The organism is Vibrio sp. 2132-1, assembly GCF_033344315.1.
Genome location: NZ_JAWPON010000023.1, coordinates 39,277 through 56,681, shown reverse-complemented (window position 1 = coordinate 56,681; position 17,405 = coordinate 39,277). Strand labels below are relative to the sequence as shown.

Annotated in this window: 13 protein-coding genes and 1 pseudogene; 6 read left to right on the top strand and 8 right to left on the bottom strand. The window is 43.5% G+C overall.

The genetic code is table 11. The annotated features are described in order from the left end of the window. Positions 1–219: 219 nt before the first annotated feature. The 7 genes from R8N47_RS20980 to R8N47_RS20950 form a co-directional block, all read right to left on the bottom strand. A complete protein-coding gene (locus R8N47_RS20980; RefSeq protein ID WP_318070395.1) occupies positions 220–969 on the bottom strand; it encodes a SprT family zinc-dependent metalloprotease in 750 nt (249 codons plus the stop codon). A gap of 5 nt (positions 970–974) precedes the next feature. Beyond that, complete coding sequence (locus tag R8N47_RS20975; protein WP_318070394.1) at positions 975–4,256, bottom strand: type I restriction endonuclease subunit R; 3,282 nt, start codon at positions 4,254–4,256, stop codon at positions 975–977. A 40-nt stretch (positions 4,257–4,296) separates the two neighbouring features. Further along, a complete protein-coding gene (locus tag R8N47_RS20970; protein WP_318070393.1) occupies positions 4,297–6,084 on the bottom strand; it encodes an anti-phage dCTP deaminase in 1,788 nt (595 codons plus the stop codon). A gap of 7 nt (positions 6,085–6,091) precedes the next feature. Next, positions 6,092–6,325, bottom strand: coding sequence for a DUF2188 domain-containing protein (locus tag R8N47_RS20965; protein ID WP_318070392.1), 234 nt, complete (start codon positions 6,323–6,325; stop codon positions 6,092–6,094). After that, positions 6,325–7,554, bottom strand: a complete 1,230-nt coding sequence (locus R8N47_RS20960) for a restriction endonuclease subunit S (RefSeq protein ID WP_318070391.1) — start codon at positions 7,552–7,554, stop codon at positions 6,325–6,327. Before R8N47_RS20960 ends, R8N47_RS20965 begins: the two co-directional genes overlap by 1 nt. Further along, positions 7,544–9,130, bottom strand: a complete 1,587-nt coding sequence (locus R8N47_RS20955) for a type I restriction-modification system subunit M (RefSeq protein WP_318070390.1) — start codon at positions 9,128–9,130, stop codon at positions 7,544–7,546. The genes R8N47_RS20960 and R8N47_RS20955 overlap by 11 nt, the downstream gene beginning before the upstream one ends. A gap of 72 nt (positions 9,131–9,202) precedes the next feature. After that, on the bottom strand, positions 9,203–9,802 hold the full coding sequence (locus R8N47_RS20950; RefSeq protein WP_318070389.1) for a restriction endonuclease subunit S: 600 nt from the start codon (positions 9,800–9,802) through the stop codon (positions 9,203–9,205). Positions 9,803–9,916: 114 nt separating this feature from the next. Here R8N47_RS20950 and R8N47_RS20945 point away from each other — a divergent pair, with 114 nt between their 5' ends. The 6 genes and pseudogenes from R8N47_RS20945 to R8N47_RS20920 all read left to right on the top strand — a co-directional run. Then, positions 9,917–11,332, top strand: coding sequence for a hypothetical protein (locus tag R8N47_RS20945; RefSeq protein WP_318070388.1), 1,416 nt, complete (start codon positions 9,917–9,919; stop codon positions 11,330–11,332). Continuing rightward, on the top strand, positions 11,333–13,234 hold the full coding sequence (locus R8N47_RS20940) for a hypothetical protein (protein WP_318070387.1): 1,902 nt from the start codon (positions 11,333–11,335) through the stop codon (positions 13,232–13,234). Continuing rightward, on the top strand, positions 13,234–15,201 hold the full coding sequence (locus tag R8N47_RS20935; RefSeq protein ID WP_318070386.1) for a hypothetical protein: 1,968 nt from the start codon (positions 13,234–13,236) through the stop codon (positions 15,199–15,201). The genes R8N47_RS20940 and R8N47_RS20935 overlap by 1 nt, the downstream gene beginning before the upstream one ends. Continuing rightward, the gene (locus R8N47_RS20930; protein WP_318124387.1) at positions 15,201–15,569 is read left to right on the top strand and encodes a hypothetical protein; all 369 of its coding nucleotides are present in this window, start codon (positions 15,201–15,203) and stop codon (positions 15,567–15,569) included. The genes R8N47_RS20935 and R8N47_RS20930 overlap by 1 nt, the downstream gene beginning before the upstream one ends. Positions 15,570–15,571: 2 nt before the next feature. Then, positions 15,572–15,991 carry a secondary thiamine-phosphate synthase enzyme YjbQ gene (locus R8N47_RS20925; protein ID WP_045626104.1) on the top strand — a complete coding sequence of 140 codons (420 nt, stop codon included), beginning with the start codon at positions 15,572–15,574 and terminating at the stop codon, positions 15,989–15,991. Positions 15,992–16,051: 60 nt separating this feature from the next. Continuing rightward, a pseudogene (locus R8N47_RS20920) lies at positions 16,052–16,285 on the top strand (secondary thiamine-phosphate synthase enzyme YjbQ); the annotation flags it as partial. Positions 16,286–16,323: 38 nt separating this feature from the next. On the opposite strand, the gene alr reads toward R8N47_RS20920, so the two are convergent. Then, the gene (gene alr, locus R8N47_RS20915) at positions 16,324–17,400 is read right to left on the bottom strand and encodes an alanine racemase (protein ID WP_031777284.1); all 1,077 of its coding nucleotides are present in this window, start codon (positions 17,398–17,400) and stop codon (positions 16,324–16,326) included. Between the last annotated feature and the right edge of the window lie 5 nt (positions 17,401–17,405).

Genomic DNA, 17,405 nt, shown 5'->3' with positions numbered 1-17,405 from the left:
CTGTTCAATACGAGTAGGATAAGCACCGATTTTGTATAGATAGTGTGGCATTTCCTTTTTCCCGCCCACTAGTTTCCGTCATGCAATTATGTTTTGAGAAAGTATTTCTTTCTACCGAAGCTGGCACACTTTGGGGTATAAACGTTTTAGAAATGGCAGCGTACAGATGTGAACGCTGCCATTTTAGTATGAATCTTTACTTCTCTCCCAGACCTCACACTATATAAGTATACGTGACACCATATTGTCTAGTTGCGCTTTTGTCTTTTCCCAATTAGGCATTACCTGGCTCATCAGGCGATAGAACCTCTCGCTGTGGTTATGCTCAGCAATGTGACAAAGCTCGTGGAGAATCACATAGTCGATGCACGCCCTAGGAGCTTTGACCAAGTGCGGATTCAGTGTGATTCGGCCATTAGGAGAACAACTGCCCCACTGAGTTTGCATTGTGAGTATGCGTAACGGTGGCCTTTCATTGACCCATAGCGCCTGCTCCAGCATGGCATCAAGGCGCTTGGCGAAGGTTTCCTTTGCGCGCCCCTTGTACCATTCAGTCAGCAGCTCTTTAACCTTTTCTTTGCTCTTAGTTCGCACTGAGACCTCCAGCTTCCCACGAAGCAGCTTTACGCCCTGAATCTGTTCAGGTGCTTCTACCACTTTAAGCAGGTACTGCTTGCCCAGATAGTAATGGCTTTCACCGCTGATGTACTGCCGTGGTGTAGTGAACTCAAGCTGTGTACGAAAATCCCTTAGTTGCTCATATATCCAACGACCGCGCTTTTTAACTGCTGAAAGTAAATCTTCGCAGTTAGTACCTTCCGGGACGGATGCGACTACTCGACAGTCAGGATGAACTTTGATCAACACCTTACCAGTAGCTTGCGGACGCTTAATTCGCTCAAAAGAAATAAGTTCATCACCATAACGGAAGCTCATGGTTTGGTTCTTAGATTTAATCGGCACGTTCATCTGGTTTATAGCCCGCTCAATCCGACTCTGGTGATCTGAACAATCATCTCAACAATCTTCTTGGCCTGATCCATCCCCCCTCCAATAGCTTTGCATTCCTTGAACATGCGTGGCAGTAGCTTCTTACGAATGTCTGCTTCGATGTTCTGTGGATTGATTGAGTTCTCCGCTACGGACGTTTCTACCTCTTGGTCAATTTCGAAAGCTACTTTTATCCACTTATCCTGTACCTGCTGATCCAACACTGCTAAGGCTTCCGGCAGCACTTTCTTGAATACACCAAAGTAGGCCTGTGCATGGCGATTATCTGCAAACGCATCGGGTATATCGTTCAAGCGTCGTTCTTGTACTTGCTCCTCAAACTCACGGAACAACATGTATTGTTTCAGAGGGTGGTCGAACAGTTTTTCGGCTTCTTCAATAGCCTGACGTAGCAGCTTTGAAAACGCTTCCTGAGCATAAGGGTCATCCCGTAATTCTTGTTCAATCATGCGTGTTACACGAGTTTTAATAATGTCAGTTTCGTTGCGAGTTTTGTCTTCACCCCAGTCTTCCGGCTGTTGCTTTTGACCCATTTTACCCACTTCATATACGCCACCGGGTTCTTTAACCTCTACACCGACTACATGCTTATCCAACAGCTTTTTCACCTGTTCAGCATATTCGTCGTAGTCTATCTTCTCACCTGCATCTTGCTGTACCAGTTGGCGCAGGCTTGAGAATTGCTTCACCGTTTCTTTGTAGTGGCGGCGATCTTGTTCACTGAAGCTTTTATCTTCAAAGAACGTGGCCGATTGTAATGCGACCTTTAGACAACTGGCGAAGGCCGTCAGTGCTTCATAAAAGTCTTCACGCACTTTCAAATGCACATCGACCAGCTCACCCTCGCGTTCTTCAATTTTCGGAACCAGAACCTGACGCAACTGCTCGATGTCATTTTTATTATTCACGCCATCGAAAATGGCCCATAACTGCTTATAGAGCTGTGGTAAACGTTTGTATTCAGTACTCATCTGGTTGTAAAGACCAGCAATATCATTAATGTCATAACCACCCTGCGTACGGGAAGCTAGATCCTGATATTTCTGAATAGTGGTATCCAATTCAGCCAAAATGCCACGATAATCTATGAGTAAGCCAAATTTTTTCTTCGGATGTAAACGGTTTACCCGTGCGATCGCCTGGATCAGGTTATGCTCTTTCAGTGGCTTGTCGATGTACAATACTGAATTCTTAGGCTCATCAAAGCCAGTTAGCAACTTATCAACCACGATCAGTATCTTCAGTGAATCATCGTTGTCGAAGCGTTCGATCAAGTGCTTGGTGTAAGCCTGTTCATCCAAGCTGCCAACATTGTCTTTCCACCACTGGGTAACTTCTGGTGTGGTGGCCTCATCTACAGCGGTATTGCCTTCACGGCTATCCGGTGGGCTCATCACTACAGCAGATTCAAACAAGCCAGCCTCGTCCAGGTACTTTTTGTACTTAATAGCAGAGGCTTTGCTGTCGCAGGCTAACTGGCCTTTTAAGCCTTCGTCGATGTTTTTGACAAAGTGGTTGGCAATATCTAAAGCAATCAAACGAATACGGTCATCCGAACCGTACACCTGGCCTTTTTTAGCAAACTTACGCTTCAGGTCGGCCTTCTGATCATCCGAAAGCCCTTCGGTAATGCGTTCAAACCAGCTGTCGATGGCGCGTTCATTCACATCCAAGTCCGGAATACGCTCTTCATAGAGCAACGGTGTAACAGTTTGGTCTTCCACAGCTCGTTGCATTGTATAAGCATGCACAATTGGACCAAACTTGTTGGTGGTCTTATCGTCTTTTAAAAGTGGTGTACCAGTAAACGCCACAAATGCTGCATTTGGCAATGCCTGCTTCATTCGAATATTATTTTCACCACCATGGCTACGATGGCCTTCGTCAATCAAAACTATGATGTCAGAACTGTTGTTCACGCACTCCGGCATCTTGGTGGCAGTATTAAACTTCTGAATCAAGGAGAAAATAATTCGCTCAGTTCCCTTGCCAATTTGTTCAGCTAAGCGTCTTCCTGAAGTTGCTATTGCTGCTTCTTTGTCTTTTTTACCTGCTAGCTCGCCGCCAGACGCAAAGGTTTTGCTTAGCTGGTTTTCTAAGTCTAACCGGTCGGTGACCACTACAATACGGCATTGTTTCAGGCTTTCATGCAGAATCATCGCCTTACTTAAAAACACCATAGTGAATGATTTACCCGAACCTGTGGTATGCCAGATCACACCTCCTTCACGTCCGCCTTTGCTGCTCCGTGTATTGATGCGTTCAATCAGCCGCTTGATGCCAAACACTTGTTGGTAGCGGGCGACAACCTTACCGGCCTTTTTATCGAACAAGACAAAGTAACGAGTCATCTCCAACAGTCGAGTTGGGCTTAACAAGCTAATAAGGAGTTGATCCTGACCAGTTACAGCCAACTCGCCAGCTGCGGTCAAGCTTTGATACCAATCTAGGTCTTTTGAAGGTCGATGATTAAACAATCTTGCTAGTTGATCGTCTTTGAGCTTTTTGTTTTTGATGGCGTACATCTCAGTATCGGAGATGTCCTCCTCACGCCAGACAGCCCAGAATTTAGCGGGTGTACCACAGGTACCATAACGGCCTTCGTTACCGTTTATGGAAAGCAGCATCTGGCTATAGGCGAACAATAGCGGGATTTCATCATGGCGCTGGTTACGTAGGCTTTGCGAAATGCCTTCGTCAATTGTTGGACCTTTTTTCGCATTGCCATCTGGGCGCTTGGCTTCAATTACCACTAGGGGAATACCGTTTACAAAGCACACGATGTCGGGTCTGCGACTTTCGACTCCGCTAGAGCGGGTCACGGTAAATTCTTCGGTAAATACAAAGCTGTTATTAGCTGGGTTCTGCCAGTCAATCAGCGCAACCGTTGGGCTGGCCTTTTTTCCATCCACAAACTCAGTAACCGAGATGCCATACAGCAGGTGGTTGTACAGGCGCTCATTGGCAGTTAACAGACCTTCGTTAAGCGCAGGACTGCACGCCTCGGCAATCAGGTTGTCGATAGCCTTTTCAGACAGCGGATAGCTTTTCCCTGCAAAGGTAAAAGTACGCTTCTGAAGTTCGCTGCGCAGCACGTGGCGTAAAACCACTTCATCGGCTTTGCCACCGCGAGCGGATAACGCGAGTTCAGGAGAGAGGAACGACCACCCTAGGTTGGTCAACAGCGCCAGCGCCGGTAACTTGGCACTGTATTCTTCCTGAAATTTGGGTGTGTATTGTGTCATTCGTTAAATCTCTTCCTCCCCTGAAACCGAGGTGCGCTTTTTAAAATGGGCTATCGCTATGTGAATATTCGTTCCACATCTCGACTGCTGCACGCTCAATGTCTAGGTATGACTTCTCTATCAAAGGTGTCCTGATTGGCGCGTTAGATTTATCCCAATCTAAGGTATTTCCTTTCTTATCTTTTCGGCGAAGTTTTGAACCGCCACCAAGGCTCATTGAGAACAGGTCCAAGAAACGTCTGGGGCCTACACCAATAAATGGTTCAAAGCTTACTAGTTCACTTGCCTCATCAGGAGCTTTTTCCAGTTCAGACTTAAGCTGTATGGATTCAGAATGAAAGTCGAGTGCGCGGCTTTTCGGATAAGGTTCGACATACACTACGCGATTGATACCGCTTGCGATAATGTGCTTTGCACAGTTATGGCAGGGAAACGTTGTACAATAGAGTGTTGAACCGGTTGTTGGTATACCAGCACGATTGCAGGATAAAAGAGCATCCATTTCAGCATGCACGACACGACCAAACTCTGTCAGGTCTGAGATTTTGCTTTCTTTCAAGACTTTATGCAGTTCAACCTCGTTTTGCCCATCTACTAGGCCTTTACCGAGAAGGTTCTTAGCAATCTCCTGAATAATTTCGGCTTGCGCTTGTTTATTCGAATCACCATCTCTGGTGTAGTCTTTTCCATCCAGGTCATCTTCGACCTTGCCTGTCGTTTCATCAACCTCAGCCCAGTAGAGCCCTCCGCCAGATTTCGGAACGTCATTTGCACCAGTCGCAATAATCTGTTTTTCTCGACTAATCACGGCTCCAACCTGGCGAGATAAATCACCAGAGCGCACAGAGCTGTTAAATGCCATAAACATCGCAAATTCATCAAAAGTAGGATTTTTATAGGGATGAGAAAAAATTAGCTCCAGAAATCGCTGTAAGCGGTTCTTAACCTGATCGTTATTACTGCCAAGATTCAAAAAGAAATCGGCAAGATGATAGGTGTCTCTGGTCTTCTGACCATGATCAAAACTTTCGTCTTCATCAATTCGAATCAGCTCATTTGCCTGAGCTTGAGTCATGCCTTTGTCATCGGTTAGATGCTGATGACGTCTTTTTTCATCAGCATGAATACCAACTAAATAGAATCCATCACCGTAAATTTTCCGGAGAAACTCAACTTCTCTCGGGTGTTTTAAAGAGTTGACAATAAAAGCACGCTTGGTACTCGAAGCACTCCTTGATGAGGATATATTTTTCGCCACGCCAGCAGCTAAAATGGCATTGTTTTCACTGTTTTCTCGCAGTGCATCGCCAGCCTGCATATAGTGCTTGATCCGTTCGTACTCATCCGTTCCTGAAAAACTCGGCAAACATCCTGAAACTCGTATTTCTTGGACTGAATATCCGAACCCTTTGAGTCGATCTATAAGTGGTTCTGTTACGCGTTTGTATTCTGTACCAACCGCACTCACTATCCCGATAACTAATTCTCCCTCGTTGATTCCTGTTGTCAGGTATCTCCGCTCAATTGAATCACATTTAGTAGGAGTGGTTACTGATGAGCTAGGCTCTGCAGTGGCGGTTGTAACTTTTGTTACTACAATCGACTCGGCTTCAGCAGGATAAAGCAGCTTTGGAACTTCGACTTCCAAGGTGGTTTTACCAGGATCTTTACCTTGGAAATTGATAGAGCCGGTTGATTCGAACCAGTTCATCACCCCACCATTTAGCCGGAGCACCTTTTTGTTTGGTTGCGATTCATCCCACTCACCATGAAGTGTTGTTAACTTAGAGGATAGATCTGTGAACGTACCAGAAAACTTCAATGCCATTGTTGCCTCACTTCTTATCTGTCGGTGGGTGAGGGTCATTCCCGTAGCTATTACCAGCTCGGATTTTTCCGTCAGTACCGTGAATCTTGGTATCGGATTGCTGATGACGAGCGATCTCTTCAGCGATTTCGATGGCCTCTTTCTGTGTTCTGGTGATCTTGGTCGCTTTTGAGTTGCCGGCGCCTTTTACAGCCCACCCATCAGGATGTTTAACTACGTGTTGATTCTTACCTTTTGACATTATGCAACTTCCTTATCATCAATCTTTACCCGTCGTTTCCCCATCAACAACTGTTGCATCAGGGCTTTCTTCTCTTGCTTTAAGGCATCTAGCTTCTTTTGCAGCTTATTGATAGTTTCGCTTGATGCATGCAGAACATCAGCAATCTGTTCTTGCTCATCGAAACATGGCACTGGAACCTTTGTATTCATAAACTCAGAAGGTTTAATATTAAGGAGTCCATTATTTCGAACGCCTGTATTAACTAACGCCCCAAGCTGAGGCTTGAGATAATCTGCCTCAAACAGATACTTGAAATAGCGATGGCTGAGCCCCTGATTTAGTTTGAAGCAGACATAAACGTGAGGAACTAAACCTGTATCATAACAATCAAGATCAAAAATGCAGCCAAATTCGTAGGTCTTGGAGTTACCTTTATTGTAGGCAAACTCTCCTTGTTTCAATAGGATGTATTTTTTAACACTCTCGCCAGCCATATATCTGCTATAACGCTCATCCTGTCTAACAAATCCTGATAGTGAGGAGATCGTCAGAATGGGATGATCTTCACCGTCAGATTTACGCTGGATTCGTTTGGAAATTTGACTAATGGTCTGAAACTTCCACTTCCCACTAAACCTAACTCCATTCTTATCCAATAGGCGTTTTTTGCCGGTGAGCAGTTGTTGCATCAGGGCTTTTTTCTGCTGCTGGCTGTTGGCGAGCAGTTGTTCGGTGGTGGTGATGGCCTTATCCCAAGTAGAAAGAATTTGGGCAATTTTCTTTTGTTCTGACAAGGGTGGAACCGGAACTTGAATAGACTTAACGATCCCACCACTGAGATTTTCTTGACCACCGCTATTTGACATTTCTCGAATATTTTTATACTGACTAATGAGAAACTGGTAGTAATAATCTACATAATACTCTGATTTTAGGATTATTGCGGCACATGCCTGATTCGTAGAGGCCTCAATACCTAGTTTGGCAACTTGACCTCTTGTTTTACCTTGGCCATACATAGCCATGAGGATAGTATCGACCGGAAATAACTTGGCAGAAGAATTTGCAAGACCTTCTTCAGTGATCTTTTCGGCAGTATCTTCAATAATTTTAAATTGAACCTCGGCAGTAGTTACCCATGGGATATTACCATTCCAATAGGAGCTATTTTTTCTACTAGGAGTACCGCCAGAAGAAACACTTGATATTTCCTCAATAGTACTGAGCTTCCAACCATTAGGCACCATATCCCAACTCCTTCAAATACTTAGCCATCTCGGTTTCCAGCTCTGTTAGTTGTGCTTTCAACTGCTCACGCTCAGCACGTACGGCCAGTAGGTCAATTTCTTCCTCTTCTTCAAAGGTATCGACATAGCGTGGGATATTTAGGTTGTAATCGTTTTCTTGGATCTCTTTCAGGCTAGCAAGGTACGCATATTTATCGACGTTTTCTCCCGATTTGTAGGTAGCAACGATCTTGGCAATATTCTCTTCACTGAGTTGGTTCTGATTTTTACCGGATTTAAACTCGCGTGATGCATCTATAAATAGGACGTTGTCATCCACCTTTTCTTTTTTGAAAATCAGAATCGCAGCGGGAATACCTGTACCATAAAACAGCTTCTCAGGTAGGCCAATAACAGCATCCAACAGATTTTCATCAATCAGTTTTTGGCGAATTTTGCCTTCGCTTGAGCCACGAAAAAGTACACCGTGTGGTACAACAACGCCCATGCGACCTGTCTTAGGTTTAAGCGTTTCAATCATATGCAAAATAAAGGCATAGTCACCTTTAGTTTTAGGTGGTACACCTCGGCGGAAACGACTGAACTTGTCGTGCTCGGCTTCGTCATGGCCCCATTTATCCAAAGAAAATGGTGGGTTAGCAGTCACGATATCAAACAGCATTAAGTCGCCATTTTTATCGAGTAGCTTAGGGTTACGAATGGTATCTCCCCATTCTATTTTGTGGTTGTCCTCACCGTGTAGAAACATGTTCATTTTGGCTAACGACCAAGTTGAACCAATGGCTTCCTGACCATAGAGCGCATAGTTTTTACTATCAAAGTTTTTACGTACTTTACTGCCACACTTCATCAATAATGAGGCGGAGCCACAGGCTGGGTCACAGATGCTGTTGCCTGGTTGCGGGTTTAACAACTCGGCGATCAGGTCGCTGACTTCTGGCGGTGTATAAAACTCACCGGCTTTCTGCCCACCACTGGCCGCGAAGTTTTTGATCAGGTATTCATAGGCGTTACCGATCACATCTAGCGTGCCGACACGGCTTGGCTTAAGGTTCAGTTCTGGCTTGGCAAAGTCTTCCAGCAGATGACGCAGGATGGTGTTCTTTTGCTTTTCTTCACCCAGTTTGTCAGTGTTAAAGCTGATGTCCTGGAATACACTTTTACCGGCGTCTTTCAGTTTGGTGCCGTTGGCTTCTTCAATGGCATGTAAAGTTAAGTCGATGCGTTCACCGTTGCCCGGCTCATGACGACGCTCATGCAATACATAAAAATTGGCTTTAAATACGTCTTTTAGGTTTCCGTCGTTGTCTCTGATTTCGACTTCAGGCAATACAAAGCGCTCGTTTTTCATCATCTCTTCGATGAGTTCCGGCTCATCGCCGTACTCGGCCTTGTAGCCATCGTAGTGATCCTGCCATACGTCAGATATGTATTTGAGGAAAAGCATGGTCAGGATGAAGTCTTTATAAGTATCGGCACTGATGGTGCCGCGGAAAGTGTCGCAAGCCGCCCACAAAGCTTTATTAATGCTATCTTGATTAATCTTATCGTTATCGCTCATAGCTGTATCGTTCATCTATTATTTCCTTTCAAAAGGGCCAAAGCTCTACTGCCCCTGTTCAATTCATCATTTCTCAGTGAAGGTATATTAGTCACTCTGAGCTAGGTATAAATCGCTGGCAATTGCACTCATCATGCTCTCGCCATTGTTAATCAGTTTCTGTATTAGCCTTTTTTCTTCACCCAAAGTGTTGGCCATAGCAATAATTGTCCGTTGTTTCTCTATAGGTGGCACAACTACAGGGACTTCTTCTAACACTCTACGGCGAATGCTCTTCGTTAGAGTCCCTTCAGCATTCTGCTCAAAGTGACGCTGAGCTGTTGACTGGTTCAGTAACCACACCATGAAGTCCGGCAAAATGCCTTTTTTGAGGGCTTCTCTTTTTAAGCGAACGAGAAAAAAGTGCGGTGCGGCAACGGCTTTTTTTCCCGTGAAGGACAATGCCTGGTCTACTAGTACGGCGTAATTGTGGCTACCTCTGGAGGCCACTAAAATATCACCAGTTGTCAGGTAATCGGGAGCACGCTTACCAGTTAGCTCTGTTTCAAGGCAATCGGTCCAACAAATACCCTCGGTTAACGAAACATCCTTCATCTGAACCACAACTGAAGCGGAACCAACCAGTTCGGGGATCTTACCCCGAAACGGATAACCTGCATTGACAGTTGCTAATGCGCTTAGTTTCATATTCAATTTCCGTTTCATTGGCTATGATGCAAAATAATGATTTGATATTGCTTATCTGTCAAGCTACATTTTGAATCATTGCTTGTGATGCAAAAAAAGAGAGAGGTGTCAGGGATGAATCGATTAAAAGCGCAAGTGCGCGTCGAAGTAATTCGCAAACTTGAATGCTATCAACCCACCACGACCTATGATGATGGTGAAGTCACTGTGCTCAAGGGTCATGACGGCCTAGGGTTTGGGACAAAGAGATCATCGAGTCTATTTAATGATGTCAACTATCACTATCCAATGGTGTTGGACCCAGATGGTAGTCTTTGGAGTCAGGCCAACAGATATTTGCTGAGTCGCGTATCCCAAGTAACACCACCTAGCCATCGCACTTTAGAATCTATTGCCAACGATTTGGCGTGTTTTCGTCGATGGATGTTAGATGAGGAGGTCGATTTCCTCACCATCCCCAAAAGGATGCGTGCGCGGCCTACTTACCGATATTGTGCTTATCTCCATGATCTTGTTCGCTTTCAAACGATTAGGCCTAATACTGCAAAACGACGAATGAGTACCGTTCAGAACTTTTATCGCTGGTTAGAGTTTGATGGAGTGGAATTTCCGTACGCACTCTGGATAGAAAGCGACTCTCATCTCAGTTTCAAGGATTCACGAGGTCTACAGTACCGAAAACAAGTAAAAAGTACTGACCTCACTCGTTCCTTTCGAGCCAAACGGCAGAGCAGTGATTATGACGAATACCTTGATGATGGAGGCAAATTAAGGCCACTCCCAAAAGATCAGCAAATAGCACTAGTTGAAGCGCTCCAGTGCATAGGAAATACCGAAATGACCTTGGCGTTTCTGCTTGCACTGACCACAGGTGCACGACTGCAAACAGTGTTTACTTTTAGAGAGCAACAAATAGCAGATATACCTCGTGATGGCACAACGGCGAAGCGGATAAAGGTTGGATATGGAACTCCAGTAAATACCAAGTATGGTAAGCAAATGGTTCTATTAGTACCAATATGGCTCTATAACCAACTGCAAATTTATAGTCGCTCACCTCGTCGTATGGGGCGCATAGCTAGAAGTCCACACGTCTACCCAAAATCAGAAGATCAGTATTTATTCTTAACTCGGGCTGGTAAACCGTATTACATGGCAACAAATGACCCATTCGAGTTTCTCTATCGGACACCTCCACGGGGAAATGCCGTCACCCAGTTTATCCATCAACAGTTACTTCCTGAGCTTAACCAACAAGGTCATGATTTCATTATTCGATTTCATGATCTACGAGCTAGCTTCGGAATGAACTTAGTCGAAAGTCTTCTTGAAAGTTTCAAGCTAAAAGACGCTCCGGATGAACGACAACCCGAGTTCTTTCAAGCCTTGATGTATGTACGAGAACGAATGGGACACAATAGCCTTACTACTACTGAAGGCTATCTCAATTACCGTAAGAAATTCAAAGTCGCGAGCCACATTCAAAATGAGTTTGAAGCATTCTTAAAAAACTTGATCAGTGGGGAATAAATGGGCTGGATAGATAGAAGAACAACCACTTACAGCCTTGAGAATCTCCCTTTTGATCTGGGCGGTAAACTAACTTTGATAGCACCTCACTTAGTACGTGTATATATCCCCGGGTACAAATTCCCTGTGGATATTGGATCATGGTGCTATTCAGAGCGTCGCAGAAAAAGTACTGACAACACAGATACTAATAGCACCCTGAATTTAGTGGTTCAAAAAAGCTTTAGATCCTCTAGAAAAGCATTCATCAGCCAATACCTACATTATCTATATCATCATTTACAACTTGGAAGATCAGCAGGAACACTGAAAACATCCGTTGGTCAATTTCAAAGATTCGTTAGCTGGTGCGATGATAACTACGTGGAGGGACTGGATTCGAAACGAAACTATGTCAAAGCAGTAGGTTTATTCACCGAGTATCTGATCGACCTAATCAGAAAAAGCCTGATTAGCATTAATACGGCGGCCACTTTACAACTGGTTTTATATACAACAGGACGCTATATCTACTCAGACCCGTATGGAGATTTGTTCAGAGGTATTAGGAAGATAAGTCGTTCAACCAAAGCAGTGAAAGTCACTCAAACACCGGAGGAACATCAAGTTAAATCTGCGTTAAAAATGTACTCGCTCGTTTTTCATCAATTAGCAGATTTCACTTTAAACTTTGAGAAATTCCCAAAAAGGTTGGATTTTGAACATGGATACTTTTGGTTTTTTCCTACACAGATGCCTTTTGCAGGACCGTCTAATGTTGATGTAAAAACAAAACGCGGTAAAAGTTACAGAGCTTACGATTACATCAATGGCAAAGTTAACTCACTCGAAGATATTAAACAAAAAGTAAAAATTGAAAGCAATGCCATTCTTGCCAGGAAAAGCGCGTTAAATAAAATTAATTATTCCAATAAGAACAAATATGACATTCACAGAATGAAAGCAGCATCAATGGCTTTTCAAGCATTTATGATGCTATTTTCAGCCACGACGGGCATGAGTCTTGGTCAAATGGCTTCTTTGGAGTGGGCTGGCGATTATCATATAGATCACGACCGGCAAGGTTTTAAGTCAATCAAGTATCGCGCTAACGGAAAGCATGTGGAGTTCTATATAGAATCAAAGTTTGTTGCCGTTTTTAAAAAGGCATTAAAGTTAAGAGATTACTTGCTAAGCGGAGTTGAACTGAAAAGCTTCAAATACCTGTTCTTTTCGTTCAATGGAAAGGTTGTCTATCCCGTGGGCATGAACCTATCGACAGATTTCCACCGGAGACTAGAGATATGCTTTGATTATAAAAATAAAGTAACAACACGTATGTGGCGGGCACATAAAAGCAACTGGCTGTTACAGAATTCAGATCTCCCAACAACTGCTATGCTTTTACAGAACACGCCTGAGACAGTTATCAAGCACTATTCTGAAGGTTCTGACATTGAAGCCAGTAAAGAACTATCTAATTTCTTTTTAACATTTAAGAAAAGTATAGTTATTGATAACAAGAATAAATCAACTCCTATTTCTACAGGCCAGTGCCTAGATGTTTTTTCACCGAAGGCCGACTCCATACATGTGGTTGAGCCAGACTGCAAAACTCCGGAGGGATGCCTTTTTTGTATTCATTTCCGTGTACATGCAGATGCTGAGGATTACAAAAAGCTGCTAAGTCTCCGGTATATTCTTTCCCAATCCAGGCACCTGGCTAGCAATTCATCACACTATATAAATACCATTACGCCGTTAATAAAAAGAATTGATTCTATTGTGGAGCAAATAGAGCTATCGGGACATCTCCCACAAAAGACTCTTGAATTTATACGACAGTCAATTGACGAAGAGGAACAGTTATCCGACTACTGGGCCCATAAATTACAAATGATGGATGATTTGGAGATGATTTGATGGAAGCTACAGTTTATTACCCTAATTTCGTCCCTCTAACGGAAAATAGCCATACAACACCAGATCCTTTTATATCAAAACCAGGAATAAAATACCCTGAACCAAATTTTATAGTGTCTAGGACACTTAACGGAGAAGTTCTTTCACGGTATTCAGATGACTTGTGGGACTTTCGACCATATCGACTAAGCGGCAACACTGGAAACGCTCGTTTCAACTTTTCCATATTTGGCGACTCTACAAAAAGAGATGTCAAATGGTTGATGTTCATCTTTCTTTTTATTGTTGATTCAGGCAAAGCTACTGGTATCAGCATCAGCACATGCATGAGCTACTTCAAAACAATAAGAAGTCTCGCAAATTATTGTGAGGATAAAGGTGTTTTAGTTGGTGAAGCCCTTCAAAAAGAAGAGTTGATGATAGGTTTTCTCGGCACCGTAAAAAGCAAAAACATTCTTCGTGGATTATCTTCTACATTATCTCACTTAATTTCGATATCGAGTGATATTAGTGGGTATAAAGTGTCGTCAGGTCTGAAGTTTGATGTATTACGACTCTACTTGAATAAATTGGGGGACGACAATCAACACCCTATCATCCCTAATAGAATTTATGCAGAACTTATAAGGCAGCTAGAAGACTTTATATCTGAATTTTACGATGTAAAAGACCAATTTTATCGGTTTATAACAGCGGTATTGAGTTGTGACCGATATGGCCGTTCACCTTCATTACAGAAAAAAATTGGGTATGCATCAAAGGACTTTAAACCTTACTTTAAAGAAGCTGCTCAAGAGCATGGACTTTGGGAGTACTTTTCACGATATAAGGTAAGCAATATGCCCTCTTTATCGTCATTCATCGCTCAGGTTCAGCATGGTTCAAGAATCATGCTGCATGCCTTTACAGGCATGAGAAGTGCTGAGTCACTAAGCTTACCAACTGGTGCCCTAAGCATCACCAACGGTGTATACAAGTTAACCGGAACTACAAGCAAATTTGTCGGACAGAAAAAAGAAACTAGTTGGATAACAAGCAAAGAAGTTTCTAATGCCTATGACATTGTAGAAATGTTTGCCAAGCTAGTTGCCAAGGTGCTGAATATGAATGAAAAAGACATACCCCTTTTTGTCTCAACCAGTTATCTATCCCTTGGTAATTCAGTCATATTCGACGGAGTTCATTTAGCCATGGCCAGTGCTTCCAACAAACAAAATGAAATCTACAATCTTTTGGATAGTGAAGCATTTGCTGTCACTACAGAGGACTTAAATGAACTCGAGAGAAACAACCCGTTTAGAGCTTGGGAATGTGAAAAAGCGTTTGCAGTCGGCAGTACCTGGCGTTTCACAACACATCAATTCCGACGCTCTCTAGCCTTCTATGTGGCGCAATCAGCTTTAGTCTCATTACCTTCACTTAAGCGTCAGTTAAAACAGATTAACCGTGAAATGACTGTGTATTACTGTCAGTCGGCTGAATTAGGTAAAGAATTTAATGATACAAATCACATAGCAAGGCTAATCAAACAAGAGAAACCTGAAGCTGACGCTTCCGCTTACATTAGTAATGTATTAAATGCAGAAGAAACATTGTATGGCGCTCATGGCACCTTTATCGAAAGAAAAAGGCTAACCACCGAAGAGGGCATTCTGTTCTCCAGTGATCGAAAAACAATTATCAAGCAATTCAAAAAAGGGGAAATAGCCTACTCTGAAACACCTCTAGGTGCATGCACAACAATATCGCCTTGTGACAAAAAACTACTTCGTTCCATTACATCTTGCCTAACCTGCTCAAGGGCTGTCATCAAAGCAAGTCGCCTTGATCGAGTAATCATGAGACAAAAGATGTTTGTAGAAGAACTATCCGTGTCATCACCCAGCAGTATCGAATACCGCACCGAAAAAGATGAACTGGATACATTGCTCAAATTTAAAGAACATATAGTTAGTAAGGAAAACTAGTGATGAGTTCATTAAATGAATACTGGGAAGCTCTAGAACGTTTAAGCACAAATGAACCCATAAGAGTGCCAAAAGGAAGCTCTATTAACAATGATACAGTTGCCATTGAAGCAGGTAGGAAACGTGGCTCTATAAAAAAATCAAGACCGTCATTTTCTGCTCTCATTGATGCGATCGCAGAAGAAGCCGACAACGGGCCTCATACACCCTCAACAGCTGAGAAGTTAAAAGCTGAAAAATACGCAAAAAACAGTTATCGAGAGCGATACCATCAAGCATTGAATCGTGAGCTTATGCTAATAGAAAGGATAGCTCAACTCGAGAAAGAGATTGAGAACCTGAAGAAAGTATCGCCATTTAAGAGGTAAATATGTGGATACAAAAAGAGATCAATTTAAGACCTAGAGAAAGAGGGTTTCATCTAATAACTGAGGAAGTTGAAAGCTCAATTAGAGAAATCCGTCAAATAAGAGCTGGTTTATTGAATATATTTATAAAGCACACCTCAGCCTCTCTGACAATAAACGAAAATGCTGATCCAACTGTTCGTGCTGATTTTGAGCAATACTTTAACCACGTAGCACCAGAGAATGAGCCGTACTATCAGCATATTTTTGAAGGGAGTGACGACGCTCCTGCACATTTTAAAAGCAGCATCCTTGGTTCAAGTATTCAAATACCTATTACAAATGGAAAGTTAAATTTAGGTACATGGCAAGGTATCTATCTCGGTGAACACAGGAACCATGGTGGAAGCCGAACCATTGTGATTACGCTATGTGGAGAGTAACAGAAATATGGACATTGGAGCTTTACAATGTCCATATATAAGATATTCAATATGGACGGGGTGAAATCTATGAAGTCTAGTAATTATGGGAAGCAACGGTGTCCACATAATGTCCATCTCAACCGTATAAAGGACATGCCGGCACATATTAAAGCATCACTGCTGGGCAGTAGTGTGACGGTACCAATCCAAAATGGTCGATTAGCTTTAGGAACATGGCAAGGTATTTACTTGGGTGAGCATCGAGACTTTGGTGGCGGCCGCCGCGTTATTGCTACGATTAACGGTGAGTAGGTAAAACAAAGGCTAACCTTGGGTTAGCCTTTCGTTGTTTATTTTGAGTATTCCATCTCGACGCGAGGCGTTAGCTTAGTCACGAGTTCATACGCAATCGTACCAATGTGACCCGCCACTTCTTCTACTGGGAGCTCTTTCCCCCAAAGAATCGCTTCGTCGCTGACTTTATCCGTTGCGTCTGGTCCCAAATCGACCGTCAGCATATCCATGGAAACTCGACCTGCAATAGGTACTTTACGGCCATTAACCCACACCGGCGTACCGTTTGGAGCACTTCTTGGGTAACCGTCGCCATACCCTACAGCGATGACACCAACTTTTGTATCTCGCTCACTGGTCCAAATACCACCGTAGCCAACACTTTCACCCTTCTTGACTTCACGTACCGCAATAAGGTGGGATTTAAGTGTCATAACAGGTTGATACCCAAGATCTTGCGCCGTTTTGTCATCGAATGGCGACACACCATACATGATAATACCCGGACGAACCCAATCTAAATGGCTTTGAGGCCATGCCAATAACCCCGCAGATGCCGCCAGTGAACGTTCCCCTTGGCAACCAGAAGTCAACGATTTAAACAGCTCAATCTGTTGTGGGGTAATATCGCTATCCAGCTCATCTGCACAGCCAAAGTGGCTCATGTAACGCAACGGTTTCGCTACATTTGGACACTCCTTCAGCCGCGTTACAAACTCGTCATATTGTTCAGGACGAACCCCAAGGCGGTGCATGCCACTGTCAATCTTCAGCCACACGACAACCGGAGTTTCAAGGTCTGCTTGCTCCAAGGCGATAAGCTGCTCTTCACAGTGCACCACGGTTTGGATGTTGTTCGTCACAAGAACAGGTAAGTCACCAGGAGAGTAAAAACCTTCTAGCAATAGAATCGGCTTTACTACTCCACAAGCGCGCAGTTGCAATGCTTCTTCAATACGAGCCACACCAAACGCATCCGCATGGTTAGCATGTTTTGCGACATGACGTAATCCGTGACCATAACCATTGGCCTTGACGACAGCCATCACTTTACTTTGTGGCGCTTGAGCTTTTACGCGCTGTAAGTTGTGCTGCAACGCAGACAAATCAATGCACGCCTTGGCCGCTTTCATATAGC

Coding starts and splice junctions, on each gene's coding strand:
- R8N47_RS20980 (WP_318070395.1), bottom strand. CDS start 969: ATGAACGTGCCGATTAAATCTAAGAACCAAACCATGAGCTTCCGTTAT.
- alr (WP_031777284.1), bottom strand. CDS start 17,400: ATGAAAGCGGCCAAGGCGTGCATTGATTTGTCTGCGTTGCAGCACAAC.
- R8N47_RS20975 (WP_318070394.1), bottom strand. CDS start 4,256: ATGACACAATACACACCCAAATTTCAGGAAGAATACAGTGCCAAGTTA.
- R8N47_RS20970 (WP_318070393.1), bottom strand. CDS start 6,084: ATGGCATTGAAGTTTTCTGGTACGTTCACAGATCTATCCTCTAAGTTA.
- R8N47_RS20945 (WP_318070388.1), top strand. CDS start 9,917: ATGAATCGATTAAAAGCGCAAGTGCGCGTCGAAGTAATTCGCAAACTT.
- R8N47_RS20955 (WP_318070390.1), bottom strand. CDS start 9,130: ATGAACGATACAGCTATGAGCGATAACGATAAGATTAATCAAGATAGC.
- R8N47_RS20950 (WP_318070389.1), bottom strand. CDS start 9,802: ATGAAACTAAGCGCATTAGCAACTGTCAATGCAGGTTATCCGTTTCGG.
- R8N47_RS20960 (WP_318070391.1), bottom strand. CDS start 7,554: ATGGTGCCTAATGGTTGGAAGCTCAGTACTATTGAGGAAATATCAAGT.
- R8N47_RS20925 (WP_045626104.1), top strand. CDS start 15,572: ATGTGGATACAAAAAGAGATCAATTTAAGACCTAGAGAAAGAGGGTTT.
- R8N47_RS20965 (WP_318070392.1), bottom strand. CDS start 6,325: ATGTCAAAAGGTAAGAATCAACACGTAGTTAAACATCCTGATGGGTGG.
- R8N47_RS20940 (WP_318070387.1), top strand. CDS start 11,333: ATGGGCTGGATAGATAGAAGAACAACCACTTACAGCCTTGAGAATCTC.
- R8N47_RS20935 (WP_318070386.1), top strand. CDS start 13,234: ATGGAAGCTACAGTTTATTACCCTAATTTCGTCCCTCTAACGGAAAAT.